Annotated in this window: 3 protein-coding genes; all 3 read left to right on the forward strand. The window is 74.0% G+C overall.

Features of this window, described 5'->3' with window-relative positions:
- The first annotated feature begins 52 nt into the window (after positions 1 to 52).
- The 3 genes from ABD308_RS16285 (at position 53) to ABD308_RS16295 (ending at position 15,965) form a co-directional block, all read left to right on the forward strand.
- A complete protein-coding gene (locus ABD308_RS16285; RefSeq protein WP_344334156.1) occupies positions 53 to 10,951 on the forward strand; it encodes a hypothetical protein in 10,899 nt (3,632 codons plus the stop codon).
- A gap of 106 nt (positions 10,952 to 11,057) precedes the next feature.
- On the forward strand, positions 11,058 to 12,536 hold the full coding sequence (locus tag ABD308_RS16290; protein WP_344334158.1) for a hypothetical protein: 1,479 nt from the start codon (positions 11,058 to 11,060) through the stop codon (positions 12,534 to 12,536).
- A gap of 63 nt (positions 12,537 to 12,599) precedes the next feature.
- Positions 12,600 to 15,965: a right-handed parallel beta-helix repeat-containing protein gene (locus ABD308_RS16295; RefSeq protein ID WP_344334160.1), complete on the forward strand. Its 3,366-nt coding sequence runs from the start codon at positions 12,600 to 12,602 to the stop codon at positions 15,963 to 15,965.
- Positions 15,966 to 16,019: the final 54 nt, after the last annotated feature.

The following is a 16,019-nucleotide window of genomic DNA, read 5'->3' on the forward strand; positions in this document are numbered from 1 at the left end:
CGCCCACCACGGCCTCCCGCCGACCGCCGACCGGTCGGAGCCGCGCCGGCTGATGGCGGTCGAGGTGGCCGAGTACCTCCAGCGGACCCCGGTCGAGGACCTGCCCTCCGAGGTGCTCACCGCCTTCCGCCCGCACCGGACCCCGGGCCTGGACACCGCCCGGGAGATCCGCGCGCTGCGGCACGAGCTGGCGGCCTCGGACGGCACCCACGACGCCGGGCTCGGCGACGCGCTCGCCCCGCTGCTGGCCCACGCCCTGCACGTCCGGCTGGAGGTGACCGACCAGCACGGCACCACCCGCCACGGCCCGGACAGCGAGACCGTCGTCAAGATCGCCGACGAGGGCACGGAGCACCGCGGCGCCGAGGGCGACGACACCGAGATGCTGTCCGAGCGGGAGTCCTCCCCGGCTCAGACCGACCACGGCGACGACCTCACCATGCTGGTGGACCCCGCCGAGACCGAGCTCGCCCAGGTCACCGCGGCCCGCGAGGTCCGGGCCCCGGCCGACGCCTTCCGGCGCTCCGTCTCCGCCTCCTTCCTCCGCGGGTACGAGGTGCGGCGCGGCTACCTGGAGAACGGCGACGCCGCCACCGAGATCGTGGTGCGCATCCACATCCGCCGCGAGCCGGCCGAGGCGGGCATCGAGGAGGGCTACGGCTACGACGCCCCCGTGGAGCGGTTCACCGACGCCCAGATCGGGGCGGTCATCGACCGGGCCTGGGACGGCGTCAACGCGGCCTACAACACCGGCCACCGGCTGCCCGACGGCAGCGTGCTGCGGGTGCGGCCCGAGTTCGTCGACCACTCGGCCGACGTGAACCACCACGTCCACATCGTCGACCTCTTCAGCACCAGGCTCCACGAGAACAACGAGACCTGGTCCCTGGAGTCGACCCCGGACACGCTCGCCCACGAGATCGGCCACCTGCTCGGCCTCGACGACGAGTACCGCCGCTACCAGAACCGCCACACCGTCTACACCGACGGCACCATCATGTCCTCCGACCGGGTGGAGCACGGCCGGATCAGCGCCGACCAGCTCGCCGGCATCGGCGGCCGCCAGATCGACGGCGTGCCCACCCTGGCCCCGCGCGGCCTGCGTGAACTGGGCTCCGCCATCGACGAGGTGTTCGGCACCCGGCACTCCCGGCTCGCACCCCACCTCGCCCCCGACGGCCGTCCGCTCCCGCCCCGGGCCTCCTTCGGCGAGGACGTCCGGCAGGCCTCGCTCTACGGCGACCGCCGCACCGGGATCGGTCACCTGCTCCCGCCGGCCGGCTCGGACCGGCGCCGGCCCTCGGGCATCGTCGAGCAGCACGCCAACGGCGTCCTGCACGTCGAGTACGAGGCCGCCCGGCCCGGCCGGGGCCGCCGCGCCGTCGGCGTCGACACCGAGAGCGCCGCCGGCGACCTGCTCACCACCGACACCGCCCAGCGGCGCCGGCTCTTCCCCCGGAACTGGACCGAGGACGACGCCGTCTACGCCGCCGAGCAGGCCTACCTCGACGCGCTGCGCGGCAACGCGGTCGCCCCGGCCGGCGGCGGCCGGCACCGCTGGACCGGCGAGTACGCCGGCGTGCGGATCGAGGGCGAGGTCCACGGCGGCACGTTCCTCTCCTTCCGCCCCGCCGACACCCAGCCGGAGCCGCACGAGTCCGCGGCCCCGCCGCCGCCGACCCGCCCCCGCCGGTCGACCGCGGCCTGGGACGGCCTGTCCGACCTCGGCCCGCTGCCGCCGCGGGACCCGGCGCTCGACTACGCGCCCTCCCGGCCCGAGAGCGTCCTGCGGTACGGGCAGCGGGCCCAGGACGTCTCCCGCTACGGCGACCGGCAGTTCTTCACCGGCCTGCACCAGGAGTTCGTCCCGCGCTCGGACCTGGACCTCGCCACCTGGCACCGCCTGCGCGGCGTCGAGGTGATCGACCGCGGACCCATCCACGTCAACGGCACCTACCAGGCCCGGGTGCGGTTCCTCGACGCGCGGGTCGCCCCCGACGCGCCGCTCTCGCAGTTCCGCAACCGCTGGTTCGAGCCGCGCGACGGCTCGGTCCGGACCATGTTCCCGCGCGACTGGGGCCGCGTCGGCGTCCTCCAGGCCGTCGAGACCGCGCACGCCGGGGCGTTCCACCGGGTCCGGATCGACGACCGGACCTACCGCTGGATCGGGGAGGCGAACGGCGTCCGGATCGAGGGCCTCAGCCGCAACGGCCGGCACCTCGCCTACCGGCCCACCGAGCTCCAGCCCGGCGGCGCCACCGAGGGCTGGGACCAGCACCAGCTGATCGCCGGCGGCGCCCCCCGCGCGGTCGCCGTCGGGACGGGGCAGCTGCAGGTCCGGCGGGTGCTCTTCAACTCCGGCCAGCAGGGCCTCGACATCGTCGTCCCGCTGCACGTCGGCCGGCAGGCCGGGGTGACGGAGCAGCAGATCCGCGCCTACACCGACCAGGTGAACCGGGACGTCGCCCTGACCTGGGCCCAGGGCAACCAGGGCCGCCAGCCGCTGCTGGTCAACGTCACCGTCGTCCCGGTGGCCCGGCCCGAGGGAGCCTTCCGCAGCCTCACCCCGCAGGAGGCGGCCGGCTCCACCCCCTCGACGCTGCTGGGCCCGCTGCTGCCCGCCTTCGGCTGGAACCGGCAGGGCGGCCCGCTGCGGCAGCTGTTCGACCTGGCCGGCCCGGTGACCGTCTACTCGCCGCGGGTGCTGCCGACCGAAGGCCCCGCCGCGCTGCGCGAGCCCGGCCCGCGCCGGCCGGACGAGCAACCGGCCGCCGTCGACCCGCAGTTCGACGTGGGCACGCTCCGGCCGGACTTCGCCGAGGCCGCCTGGCGGGACCCGCGCGGTCCCGGCCTGCCGCGCGAGTGGTCGGCCGACGACATCCGCTACGCGGCCGGCGTCGTGCTCGACCAGGCCCGCCGGACCGGACCGCTGCCCCTGGACGGCGTCCTGGACGGCACCGTCGGCGGCGTCACCGTGCACCTCCGACGCGAGGGCGGCCGGATCACCGAGGTCTGGGGCGAGCCGGGGCAGGAGGGCTCCCGGCAGCACTCCACCCCCGCCGCCAACGGCGCCCCCGTCGCCCGGAACGCCGTCCGCCCGGACGACGAGCCGGCCGGCGCCTCGATGCTGCGCGCGCTCGTCGAGGACGACCCGCAGGTGCTGCGGAGGCTGTTCGACGACGAGGCCGAGGCCGAGCGGCTGGCCGCCGACCCGGCCGAGGCGGAGAAGGCGCTGCGCGCCCTGGTCGAGTCCCGGTTCCTGGAGACGCCCGAACTGGCCCGGGAGGCGCACGAGCTGTACACGGCCTGGGCCCGCTGGATGGGCAACGAGCCGGCCGACTGGCCGGACTTCGTGGGCGCCCTGCAACGGGAGATCGCGGCCTGGCGGGAGCAGGGCTGGGACGGCGTGAGCGACCCGGCCTCGGTGCGGGACGCCTTCGCGGTGCTCACCGCCGCCGCGCTGGACCTGCGGGTCAGCCTGGTGCAGGTGCGCGAGGGGCACGCGGAGCTGGCGCTGTTCGGCCCCACGGACGGTCGCCCGGTGCGGCTCGACCACGACGAGCGCGAGGGCTACTCGACCGTCGAGGCCGCCACGCGCCGGCAGGAGCTGGAGCGCGCCCAGCGGGAGGCGCGGGAGGAGCGGCGCCGGGTCGAGGAGGAGGAGTCGAAGTCCACCACCGACGACGAGGAGGAAGTGCTCGTCCGCAGGCGGCGGGTGAGGCAGGACGCCGACAGCGAGCGGAGGACGGCGGAGAAGTCGGCGGTTGAGGGGAAGCGGAAGGCGGACGGCGAGGACGAGGACGTCACGCGCCCGAAGGAGGAGGACTCCGATGAGGAGTCGGGCGAGGTGCGGAAGACGCCCGAGGAGTTGGAGGAGGAGCGGCGCAGGGCGGTCGAGGGCAAGCGGAAGGCGGACGGCGAGGACGAGGACGTCACCCGTCTGAAGGACGAGGACGAGGACTCCGATGAGGAGTCGGGCGAGGTGCGGAAGACGCCCGAGGAGTTGGAGGAGGAGCGGCGCCACGCCGAGGAGCGGCGGAAGGCGGTTGAGGGCAAGCGGAAGGCGGAGGACGAGGACGAGGACGTCATCCGCCCGAAGGAAGAGGACTCCGACGAGGACTCCGACGGGGAGCGGATGACCCCCCAGCAGCTGGAGGAGGAGCGTCTCCGGCGTGAGGCCGTCCGCGAGGGAAAGCGCGTCGCACCGGGCCCGCAGGTGCCGCAGTCCGTCCTCGACCGCGGCGTGCTCTCCGGCGCGCACATGGTGAGCAGCCTCGGCAAGGCGGACACCGAACTGGTCCGGGAGCTCGGCCGGCGGATCGAGGCGGAGATCCCCGCCGACACGCCGAACCGGGAGTCCTTCGCCCGGGCGCTCGCCGAGAGCGTCTTCAGCGGAACCAACCTGCGCGCCCTGGTGTCGGCGCTGTCGCGCGGGGACGTGCTGCACATCCCGGTGGGGACCGACGCCCACCAGGGGACCATCACGCTCCGCGGTGACGTGGCAGGCCTGGTCCACCACACCCAGAAGGCCAAGTACGAGTACGAGGGCGGCGGCGACCGGGTGGTGACGCTCGGCGAGTCCAAGGCCTCGAACCGGTCGGGCGGCATCGGCATCCAGGGCCGCGGCGACTTCTTCAAGATCATGCGGGCGACGCTCGACGCCTTCGGCCTCAACCGCGACAAGACCCGCGCCGACGAGCTGACGACCAGTTCCAAGTTCTTCTCGCGGGCCAAGACCACGGAGCTCACCGAGGTCTTCCGCGGGAACCTGCTGATCGAGGTGGGCTACCGGCCGAAGGGCGAGCGCGAGACCACCACCGCCGCGGTGCCCAGGCTCGATCCGGCGGACCCGAACGTGCTGAGGACACCGATCGAGGTGGGCGTCCCGGAGCGCGAGACCCGGGCCGCCCTGGCCAAGGACATCGAGGACAACCGGCAGGGCGCCATCGACGACAGCCTGCTGCGGCAGCCGCGCCTGCACTCCTCCGCGATCATGCTGGACGTCCACGTCAAGGGCGACCCGCACGTGCGCTCCTCGGCGCGGGGGGACCACGACACGGTCCGGATGGAGAACCTGGGCAGGCCGGAGAACGATGTCCTGCCGGTGCGGCGGCAGGCCATGGCGGGCGTGGTCGACGCCCTGCGCCGGAGCGTCGCCGAGGAGAAGGAGGCCCACCGGCGGACCGTCCGCGAGCGGACCACCGAGGACGACGCCGGCCTCGACGCCGACGCGCTCCGCGAGCGGGCCGCCCGGGACGAGGCCGCCGCCGCGAGGATCGCCCGGGCCGAGGAGGCGCTCGACTTCCACGGGCGCGCCCTGTCGGACCGGCTGGTGGCCGAGTTCGGCTTCGGCCGCCTCCAGCAGGACTTCAAGGGCCTGACGAACGGCGAGTCCGTGATCGTCCGGGTGCCGGGCAGCGACGTCTGGGCCGAGGTGAAGGCCGCCAACCGCGGGATGCGCGTGGTGGCGACCACCAAGGACACCGAGTTCAACACCGGCGCCGGCACGGTCATGACCAGGCTCCGCCGCAAGGTGGTGACCGGGTTCCTGCAGCTCCAGGGCGGTGGCCGGATGGGCACCGACGAGGTGAACGCCGGCGCCAGCTTCGGGAAGCGGTGGGGCAAGGACAAGATCGTCGTCTCCGGCCGGACGCTGGAGACCGCGGTCACGACCAAGACGAAGGAGAACGGCGCGGTCCTCGACGGGGAGGGCCACCTGGAGGTGGTGATCCACCGGGGGAAGGAGAAGCTGGGCGACACGGTCGAGGTCCCGGTCGGGTTCCGCTCCCTGATGCCGCAGTCGGACCTGCGGCAGTACGCGCCCGCGGCACCCGTCGAGTCGGGGCCCCACCGCCTGCCGGAGTCCACCGTCGTCCGCGACATCGGCTCGCTGGACGAGATCCGGACGAGGATGGAGGAGGCCGGGCAGAAGCAGTTCGGCGGCCTGTGGCCGCAGATCCGCGCCGAGGTGATGCAGGTCGTCACCCAGCCCTCGCTGGCCGCCAAGCTCAGCGCGATGAGCCGCGGCGACGAGTTCGTGCTGACCGCGTTCGACCGGGACAAGGTCGTCGCCGCGTTCGCCGCGCTCGCGGAGCACGGCATCAAGGTGACGGTCAAGGCCACGGTCGAGGACACGCAACTGCTGCGGACGAGCGAGAAGGCCGACCTGAGCCGGCAGAACGAGTCCAGCACCTTCACCACCGAACAGCGGTACACCAGCAAGTTCGACCTCCGGCAGGGGGCCGTCGGCTACGCCCCGGTGAAGGACATGCCCTCCGGCCAGGTGCAGCTCAGCCAGGAGATCAGGGTCCGCGGCGGCATCCGGGACGACGCCAACGACAAGCTGTACTCGAACAGCAAGATCCGCGAGGCGCAGGAGATCCACCGCGGGACGGTCAAGCTGACGGTGGCGCTGGAGGGCGGCGGGTACGGGGTCACCGAGGTCAAGGGGGACATCAGCACCGAGTACAGCGTCAAGGCCCGCGCCGAGGCACCGGCCACGGACGCCCGGCCACCGCTGCCGCGCAACGAGCTCGGCGCCGCCTCCGTGGTCTCCTTCAAGAACGAGCAGGGGACGCCCGGCGGCGACCGGCTGTTCCGCGACGTCCGGCAGGCGCTGGAGGACCGCTTCCAGTGGCGCGGGGGCATCTCCGACTCGCTGGAGCACACCCTCCGCTCGGAGCTCGGCGCGACCGCGATGCAGGCCAGGCTCTCCCAGCTCACCCGGGGCGGGGTGCTCAAGGTGCCGGTCGCCGGCCCGGGCTGGTCGGCCGAGGTGGTCGTCCGGGCCGTCCTGGCGTCGGAACCCGTCGTCAAGTACACCGTGAAGGACGGGGAGTTCGAGGTCGGGACGCAGAACCGGACCGGCCACGGCGTGATGCGGGACATCCGGGACCGGGTGACGGGCCTGCTCGGGCTCACCGGCCGGGTGCAGAAGGAACAGGGCGGCAGCCCCGGGGTGACGCTGACGGGCGACTACTCCTACCGCCGCGAGTCCTCGACCGGCGGCAACCTGCAGAGCTCCGGCACGGCCGTCAACCGGGCGAAGAACGTCTCCGACGCCGTGGTGTCCGACGTCGACGTCGAGTACCGGGTGGAGATCCGCGGCTGGACGGGCGGGCTGATCCCCAGCACGACCAGGCTGGGGCCGATCACGATGGCGGCGGAGGTCGTCACCCCCAAGTACGCCGACCTGACACCGGAGAACCGGCGCACCGTCCCGGACCGCGTCTGGCAGGACCACGTGCTCGGCTCCTCCGACGTGGTCACCAACGTCTACACGCCCGGCAACCGGGACGTCGGGACGGCGGCGACCGACTTCGGCAAGGCCGTGCTGCGCGGCAGCGGCGACCCGGGCGAGTTCGGCGGCCGGAACGTCGACAAGTGGCTGCACAAGCTGGGCCGCTCCGGGCTGCGCCACAAGCTCTACGAAGCGCTCGGCCCGGACAACCTGCACGACCAGCTCAAGACCATGATGTCGGGCCGCCAGCTGGTGGTCTCGGACGGCGGCGTGACCATCAGGATCGGCGCCTCCGTCAAGCGGCTGGAGCACACGGGGAACACCACGACCACCGAGTTCAACACCGGGACGCAGGTCGAGCACGGCCACTCCGCGGCCGACGGGGTGACCGGCGGCGGCACCGGCTCCAACCACCAGGCCCGGATCGGCGTGGCGGTCTCGACCGGCATGTTCTACGCCGGCGACACCCTGGCGGTGTCGTCCGGCAACAACACCCGCGAGACCTGGTCCAACCGCGCCGGGTCCGGCAACACCACCAAGGTGAAGCCGATGGGCAACGTCTTCACCGGGGAGGCGAACCTCCACTTCTCGGTCGAGTGGAAGGAGCCGCTCAGCACCGAGGGCCGGCACGTCATGGTCACCAAGCGGGCCTACTTCCGGCGCGACCTCGGCATGGACGTGGTCATGGACGTCGCGGAGACCCGGGAGAACGTGCCGGGCAGGCCCGCGAGCGACGGGGACAAGACCTTCACCGCCGCGACCGCCCCGCGCGGCGCGGACCTGCTGCGGGCGCTCACCGACGACCAGCCGGTCACCGACGACCCGGCGTCGCCCCCGCGCCCGCCCGCCCAGATCCCGCCCGCCCGGGTGTGGACGCACGGACTGGTCGACACCGACGTGGTGCGCGCGGTCGGCATGTCCCCGCACGCGCGCGAGCAGCTGACGGACGGCGCCGAGGCGTTCCTGGGATCGGGCAACTGGGACCGGGTCCAGGGCCTGGTGCACCGGATGATCGACCCGGTGGCGCTGGCCAGCCGGCTCGTCACCCCGCACACCCCGCACACGCCGGCCACCCCGGCCACCCCGGACACCCCCAACCCGGGGCCGGGCGCGAACCCCCGGCCCCCGGGCCGGGACGAGCCGACGATCACCGACGGCCCGGGCGGCTCCACGCTCGTGGTCGGGCGCACCGACCTGGCCGGCGACGTCCGGGTGGAGGTCCGGATGAAGGTCAAGGAGCTGGAGTACATCACGACCGACACCCGGAGCGAGTCCAACCCGACCAACGCGACCTCGGTCACCGACGGCGTCCGGGCCCAGCGCGCGTTCCGCGTGGCCAACCGCGTCACCGGCGGCGCCGTCAGCCCCGACATGCTCGGTGTGGCGACCCTGCGCGGCGGCCTCTACCTCGACACCGCCTACGAGCACCGCACCGACATCGAGACGGTCGAGGGCGGCCAGGTCGTCAACAACGCCAAGATCGGTACCACGACCGCGCGGTACCGGGGCTTCGTCGAGGTGGAGGTGGTCTACCACAAGGACGGGAAGACCCTGCCCCGCAAGGAGCTGATGGCGATCGAGATCGACATCCCCACCAGCGACACCACGCCGACCGCCGTGCCCCGCAACGCCTTCCTGCGCTTCAACGACGAGACGCGGGACGGCGAGCTGCGCCTGCACAACGCGCCGAAGAGCGCGCTGGAGACGGTGGCGCGTGCGCTGAATCTGGACGTCGGCAACCGGCCCGACCACGAGCGGCTCCTGCGCGTCGGCCACGTCGCCCGGAAGCTGCTGCCCGAGGCGCTCACCGCCTCGGGCACCCGGGCCGAGCGGTGGACGCAGGGCCTGGACCGGATGATCGCCCTCGCCGCGGACGGGGCGGAGGGCGCGCCCTTCGACCGCCTCCGCGGCGTGATGGAGCGCCAGCCGGTGCCGCCCGTGGAGCGGCGCCGCCTCCAGGACCTGGTCGAGCAGGCCGGCACGGACACCGGTCTGACGGCCGTGGACCTGACCGCCCGTTGGGACGTCCTGACCGAGCGGCAGATGGCGGAGGAGCGGCAGCAGCGGATGCGGACGCGGCTGGAGGCGGGCGGCGGGCAGCCGGACGGGGAGCCGCTGCTGCCGCCGTCCGAGCGCCACCCGGACCTGAGCCTGAACCCGCGGACCGCCCCCGACGTCAGGCTGCACGTGGTCGCCGGCGACGAGCGGTCCATGACCGGGCTCCTCCGGCGGTTCACGTCGGACGTGCTCCAGGAGGACGTGCTGCGGGGCAGGGCCCCCAGGGCGGAAGGCGACGACCGGCGACCGGTGGTCGAGGTCTCCCTGGACGTGCCGGCGGGCCAGGCGCTGAGGGAGGCCCGCGCCCTGGAACTGCGGCTGCGCCGGCTGGCCGAGGGGATGCGGCACGAGGTGGACGTGGTCATCGTGGCCGGCTCGACCAGAGTGCCGCGGGCGGACCGGGTCGCCGTGGGCGACGCCGGGGGCGCCGTCAGCTCCTTCCGGATCGGCAACAGGCCGCCGGACACGGAGGGGAACACGACGGTGCGGCGGGATCCGGTGAACGACGGCCGGGTCCACGACGTGAACGTGGCGCAGGATTTGGGCCAGAACCGGAACCTGAACGACGATGTGGATCTGTCGCAGGACCTGAATCAGAACCGGAACCTGAACGACGATGTGGATCTGTCGCAGGACCAGAACCAGGACCAGAACCAGAACCTGAGCACGGAGCCGATCGAGCTGCCGGGTCGTCCGGTGCTGAACGTGGAGCCGGGTCGCCGTGCCTCCACGGAGGACCTGGGCGACAACACGGCCGGGGACACGGTGTCACCGCCCTTCAGGCCGGAATTCCCGCGACCGTCTCCCACGGGCCCGGCCGGGACCTTCCGGCGTCCCGCCCGGGACGAGCGGGAGGTGTCGAGCTCGTCGTCCCGCGGCGATTCGTCGGGGGAGGAGCACCTGGACCTGCCGGAGGACGTCGCCGGACCGCTGAACCAGGAGGCCCCGGAGCAGGTGCGGCACCTGGGGCAGCTCCCGCCGGTGCCGAGGGGCCGCCGTGCGGACCACGTGTCGGACGCTTCGCTGTCTTCGCGCTCCTCGGTGCACACCGAGTCCTCGGACGACTCGGTGGTGGTGACGGCCATGCCCTCGCAGGCCGACACCACCACCGTCGGCCGGCACGAGGACACACGGCTCGGCGATGAGCCGGACGAGGTGTCCGACGATTCCGATCTGCTGGATCTGCCGGATGCGGGTCATGGGCGTGACGGGACCGCGGCGACGTGGCGGACGGCGCGGCTGTACGAGGGCGAGGAGGACCTCTACCAGCACCCGGGCAGGCGGCTCGGTGATGATTCGGACAACGTGTCCGTCGATTCCGATCTGCTGGATCTGCCGGATCCGGGTCATGGGCGTGACGGGACCGCCACGACATGGCACACGGCGCGGCTGTACGAGGGTGAGGAGGACCTCTACCAGCACCCGGGCACACGGCTCGGCGACGATTCGGACAACGAGTCGGTCGACTCCGACCTGACGGATTCCACGAGCGGGCTGTCGGACGACTCGTGGGTCGAGGTCCAGCCGCCGCCGCCCCCGCTGGAGGCCGGCGGGCCGCCGCGGATCCCGGTGCCGGAGCCCCTGCCGCCCCTGGAGGACAGCATCTTCGCCGTCCTGACGCAGTTGAACGGCGACGGCGGGGCGGGCGAGTGAACCCTACGGCCGGGCCCGCCCGTAGTGACGGAGTGGGAGCACCCGTGGACCTGTCGGCCGGGTGGTTCCGCCGACAGGGAACTGCATGCGAGGCCGAGGAGCCGCGGTGAGCACGAGTACGGGCGCGAACGGGGCGGGTATCCAGCTGCCGTCGATGGAGTGGGAGATGGAGGAGGGGGCGGGCGCGCCGGCCGGGTCCTCCGCTCCCCGAGGGGCCGCGGCCGTCCCCGCCGCGGCGGAGGCCCCGACCGAGCAGGTGGCGGTGCCCGAGTACGGCCCGGTGACCCCGGCGGAGGCGGCCCCCGTGGCCGTGCCGGACCCCGGGTACGGGCCCGGCGAGGAGCCCGGCGGCCTGGAGCCGGTGGCCGTCGAGGGGGGCGACCCCGAGTCCGGCGAGCCGTTCGAGGAGCCCGGTCGCCGGCGCTTCAAGCGGCCCGCGCTGGTCGCGGCCGCCACGGCGGGCGTGGTGCTGATGGGCCTGCCGTTCCTGATCACCGACGGCGCCGACGGCTCCAAGGACAAGCGGGGCGACGGCCGCGGGGTGAGCCAGGCGGACCACCAGTTGGTGGACGGCCCGGAGATCGGCGACGTCCCGCCGCCCGCGCCGACCGACCCGCCGACGACCGGCGCCCCGACCCCGGCGCCCACCGAGCCGCCCGCCACCGGCGAGCCTCCGGCGACCGCGCAGCCCCTCGACCCCACGGGCACCGTCCCCGGCATCGCCCTGGGTGGTACGGCCGGCGTCCCGGCGGTTCCCGGTAACCAGCCGGCCGGCGGCACCGCCCCGGTGGCCAAGGCCCCCGTGACCGGGACGCAGCAGAGCGGCAACACCAAGACCACGCAGCAGTCCGGTGGCGGTCAGCCGTCCGGGCAGCAGCAGGCTCCTCAGCAGCCGGCGCCCCAGCAACCCGCCCCGCAGCAGCCCGCGCCCCAGCAACCCGCGCCCCAGCAACCCGCCCCGCAGCAGCCCGCGCCCCAGCAGCCCGCGCCCCAGCAACCCGCCCCGCAGCAGCCCGCGCCCCAGCAGCCCGCCCCGCCGCCGCCCGCCGCCGCGAAGGCCACCTACAACGCCGTCGGCGGCTCCAACTGCGGCACCTCCTCGGTCTCCTACGCCCAGAACGGCTGGTACGACCAGGGCTCCACCGGCTGGACCAGCAGCTCGACCGGCGGCCACAAGGACGCGAACTGCAACGGCAAGTACGTGTCGATGCCGATGTCCGGCTCGGCGACCAAGGACGACAACGACAACTCGGTGGTCTGGACGTTCTCCACCTCGCCGGTCGTCACGGGCTCCTGTGAGATCTCCGTCTGGGTGCCCAACAACTCGGACATCAAGGCGGTGGGCGGCGCGCCCGCCTACTACACCGTCCAGAACACCTCCACGCCGAACAGCGGCAAGACCGGGGAGTTCACGATCGACCAGCCGAAGACGCGCGGCAACTGGGTGAACGCCGGGAAGTTCGGGGTGAGCGGCGGCAAGATCGCCGTGATGCTGCACTCGCGGGGCCTGGACTGGAGCGGCACGGCCACCGAGAAGGCGCACATCGCGGCCTCCGCCGTCCGCGCCAACTGCACGGCCTCCTGACGCCCCCGGCGACCGCCCCATCCGACGAACGACGACGACGAAGACCCCCAGGAGAGGACGGCCATGTCGCGCCATGTGCTGACGGTGTGCCCGGAACAGCGGGGCGGCCCGTACCGCACGATCGGCGAGGCGCTCGCGGCGGCCCGCAGCGGAGCGGTGATCTCCGTCCGCCCCGGCCGCTACGAGGAGAACCTGGTCATCACCAAGATGGTCACCATCACCGCCGAGGAGCCGCGCGGCAGCGTGCGGATCACCTCCCGGCGGGGCTGCGTGGTCCAGGTGGTGGCCGAGGCGGTCCAGCTCACCGGTCTCGTCGTGCAGGGCCAGGACGAGGAGATGCCCGCCGTCGACGTGCCTCGCGGGCAGGCGGCGCTGTCCGACTGCGAGGTGGTCGGCAGCTCCTGGACGGCCGTCCTGACCCGCCAGCAGGGCTCGCTGGCGATGCGCGACTGCCGGGTCACCAATCCGGCCGGCGCCGGCATCGTGGAGACCTCCACCGGCACCAGCGTGATCGAGGACTGCGTGGTCGAGCACCTCGGCACCTCGGCCGTGGTGGTCGGCGAGCGGGCCAACCCGCTGCTGCGCAACTGCGTGCTGCGCGACGCCCGGGGCAACGGCATCTGCGCCAACGGCGAGGCGCGCGGCACCTTCGAGGACTGCGAGATCTCGGTCACCGACAAGCCGGCCGTCGCCCTGGAGGAGCGCTCCACCACCCGGCTGGTGCGCACCGCGGTCCGCGACACCACCATCGGCGTGTACATCAGCTCCGAGGCGCGGGTCGTGCTGGAGGACTGCGCGGTCAGCGCCACCACCGGTCACGGCATCGCGCTGGCCGCCGGCACCGACCCGGAGCTGCGCCGCTGCACCACCTCCCGCACCGCCGGGCACGGCATCCACATCACCGGCCGCGCGCGCGGGCAGTTCGAGAACTGCGAGGTGTCCGAGGCGGACGGCACCGGCATCTGGGTGGGGGAGCACGCCGGGCCGGTGCTGAAGGGCACCGTCGTGCGCAACTGCGGCGGGGCCGGCGTCGAGCTGGCCGAGGAGAGCGCGGCCGACATCGACCGCCTGGAGATCCGGGACAGCGCCGGGGCCGGGCTGTCGATCGGCGGCGGCGCCAACCCCCGGGTGCGGCACCTGACCGTCACCGGGGCCGGGACCGACGGCGTCGAGGCGCTGCGCGACGGCCGGGGCCGGCTGGAGGGCGTCGAGGTGGCCGACTCCGGGCGGACCGGGGTGCGGATCGCCGACGGCGCCGACACCTTCGTCGGCGCGGCCGTGGTGCGCGGCACCAAGGGCACCGGGGTTCTGGTCGGCAAGGTCGGGCGGGCGGCGCTGCGGGACTGCGAGATCAGCGGCTCCGGGGACGACGGCATCGCGGTCGAGGACGGCGGGGAGCTGACCTGCACCCGGGTCCGCAGCCACGGCAACCGCCGCCACGGCGTGCGGATCGGCGCCGGCGGACGGGCCGTGCTGGCCCAGGTGGAGGCCGTGGAGAACATCGGCGACGGCGTGCGCCTCGACTCCACCGACGCCGTCCGGCTCACCGGCTGCACGCTCTCCCGCAACCGGGGATCGGGCCTGCGGCAGACCGCGGCCAACGAACGGCTCGCGGTGGAGCAGCTGACCAGCGAGGAGAACGGGCTGCCCGACGCGCACGGCACCGCGACGGCCGCCACCGGCACCGGACGCACCGACGGCACCCCCGCCCCCGCCGAGCCGGGCCGCCCCGCCGAACCGGGCGCGGAGCCCGGCCGCGCGGCCGTCCCGGAGGCGCCGCCCGGCCCGCTGGAGGTGCTGGAGTCGCTGGTCGGCCTGGCCGGCGTCAAGGAGCAGGTGGCCACCCTGGTCAACCTGAACAAGCTGGCCCGCCGCCGCGAACTGGCCGGCATGCCGGCCCTCCCGATGAGCCGCCACCTGGTCTTCGCCGGCCCTCCCGGCACCGGCAAGACCACCGTCGCCCGCCTCTACGGCGCGATCCTGGCCGAGCTGGGCGTGCTGCGCAGCGGCCACCTGACCGAGGTGGCCCGGGCCGACCTGGTCGCCTCGATCATCGGCGGCACCGCGATCAAGACCACCGAGGTGTTCCAGCAGGCGCTCGGCGGCGTGCTGTTCATCGACGAGGCCTACACCCTGTCGGCCGGCGCGGGAGGCTCGGGCCCGGACTTCGGGCGCGAGGCGATCGACACTCTGGTGAAGCTGATGGAGGACCACCGCGAGGACGTCGTGGTGATCGTGGCCGGCTACTCCGCCGAGATCGGCGAGTTCCTGGCCACCAACCCCGGCCTCGCCTCCCGCTTCAGCCGCACCGTCGAGTTCGCCAACTACGAGGTCGACGAGCTGGTCACGATCGTCCGGCGGGCCGCCGGCGGCCACGGCTACGAGCTGGCCGAGGGCACCGCGGAGGCGCTGGCCGTCCTGTTCGAGCGGATGCCGCGGGGCGAGGACTTCGGCAACGGCCGCTCGGCCCGCAAGGTCTTCGAGGAGATGGTCGACCGGCAGGCCACCCGGCTGGCGGAGCAGGGCGAGATCAGCGACCAGGACCTCGCGCTGCTCGTCCCCGGGGACGTCGGGGTGGAGCTCGACCCGCCGGTGAAGGAGGCCGACGGCACCGAGCCGCTCGCCGAGCTGCAGGCGCTGGTCGGCCTGCCGGCCGCCAAGGAGCAGGTCGAGGACCTGGTGAACCTGATCCGCCAGGTCCGCCGCCGCGAGGAGGCCGGGCTGCCGACCGCGACCATCAGCCACCACCTGGTCTTCGCCGGCCCTCCCGGCACCGGCAAGACGACGGTCGCCCGCCTCTACGGGCGGCTGCTGGCCGAGCTGGGCGTGCTGCCCGGCGGCCAGCTGATCGAGACCGCCCGCGCCGACCTGGTCGGCCGCTACGTCGGCCACACCGCCCAGCTCACCAAGGAGGCGTTCGACCGGGCGCGCGGCGGCGTGCTGTTCGTCGACGAGGCGTACACGCTGACGCCCCGGCACGGAGGCGGCAACGACTTCGGCCAGGAGGCCGTGGACACGCTGATGAAGCTGATGGAGGACCACCGGGACGAGGTGGTGGTGATCGTGGCCGGCTACGAGGACGAGATGCGGCACTTCCTCTCCTCCAACCCCGGTCTCGCCTCCCGGTTCTCCCGCCAGATCGACTTCGGCCACTACACCGACTCCGAGCTGGTGACCATCGTGCGCAACCACGCGGTGTCCGCCGGGTACGAGTGCGCGCCGAAGACGCTGGCCGCCTTGGAGGGGCTGTTCGCCACGGTGCCGCGCGACCGCACCTTCGGCAACGGCCGCTTCGCGCGGCAGACCCTGGAGGGCATGATCACCCGGCAGGCCGGGCGGCTCAGCCGCCTGGACGTGGCGGACCTGTCCGAGCTGAGCCTGCTGCTGCCCGAGGACATCGTGGTGGACCGCTCGGGCAGCCCGGTGTGAGCGCGGGCGTCGGCGGCACCCGCCCCCGCCGACCGGGCGGCCGGCGGGCGGCCC

Origin of the sequence: Kitasatospora putterlickiae (genome assembly GCF_039527695.1) — a bacterium.
In the GTDB taxonomy this organism is placed as follows: Bacteria; Actinomycetota; Actinomycetes; order Streptomycetales; family Streptomycetaceae; genus Kitasatospora; species Kitasatospora putterlickiae.

Bases quoted from the DNA above. Each gene is read 5' to 3' on its own strand.
- ABD308_RS16285 (WP_344334156.1), top strand. From the start codon at position 53: ATGGCGGTCGAGGTGGCCGAGTACCTCCAGCGGACCCCGGTCGAGGAC.
- ABD308_RS16295 (WP_344334160.1), top strand. From the start codon at position 12,600: ATGTCGCGCCATGTGCTGACGGTGTGCCCGGAACAGCGGGGCGGCCCG.